General features: G+C 63.6%; 1 pseudogene. It reads right to left on the bottom strand.

Annotated features, from left to right (window positions below):
• A pseudogene (locus HGQ17_RS14900) lies at nt 1-500 on the bottom strand (hypothetical protein); the annotation flags it as partial.

The following is a 500-nucleotide window of genomic DNA, read 5'->3' as shown; positions in this document are numbered from 1 at the left end:
CTCCAATGGTGGGTTCCCCCTCAGCCGCAGAGTCACCGCTGGTTCCGTCGACCACTCCAACTGCATACCAGTCATGCTTGGCACTGCTATCCGCGGCGATAGCACGAGCCTCGCTAGCGGGCAGCATCCAGGTCAGGTCCCAGCTGATGGCGGGATCATCAGACTCACCAGTCAGTGTCTTTACCGGGATGAGGATCCCAATCTTGGCCGCACCTGCTCCAGTGACCCCGGGGGCGACACTGGAAGGCGGTGGGGAGGTTGAGTCTGCTGCGGCGGTGGGCGTGAGTTCGCTGGGAGTGTCACCTGTGGAGGTGGGTCCAGTGGTGACCGTCCCAGATAATGGCAGCTGGGCGACCTGAGGTACTGCGCCTTCGGGTGAGGCGGTTTCCGCAGGAGGTACTGCGGGGCCACCCTGTAGCCCTCTGGTGACGGCGCTGGTGAAGATGTCTGCCATCCGCTGGGTATGAGTCCGCTCCTCAACAGGCCCCTCGGCCTTAGTG

Origin of the sequence: Nesterenkonia sedimenti, from assembly GCF_012641515.1 — a bacterium.
Lineage (GTDB): Bacteria > Actinomycetota > Actinomycetes > Actinomycetales > Micrococcaceae > Nesterenkonia > Nesterenkonia sedimenti.
The sequence above is the reverse complement of the archived record's forward strand: the minus strand, read 5'-3'. Positions and strand labels throughout refer to the sequence as shown.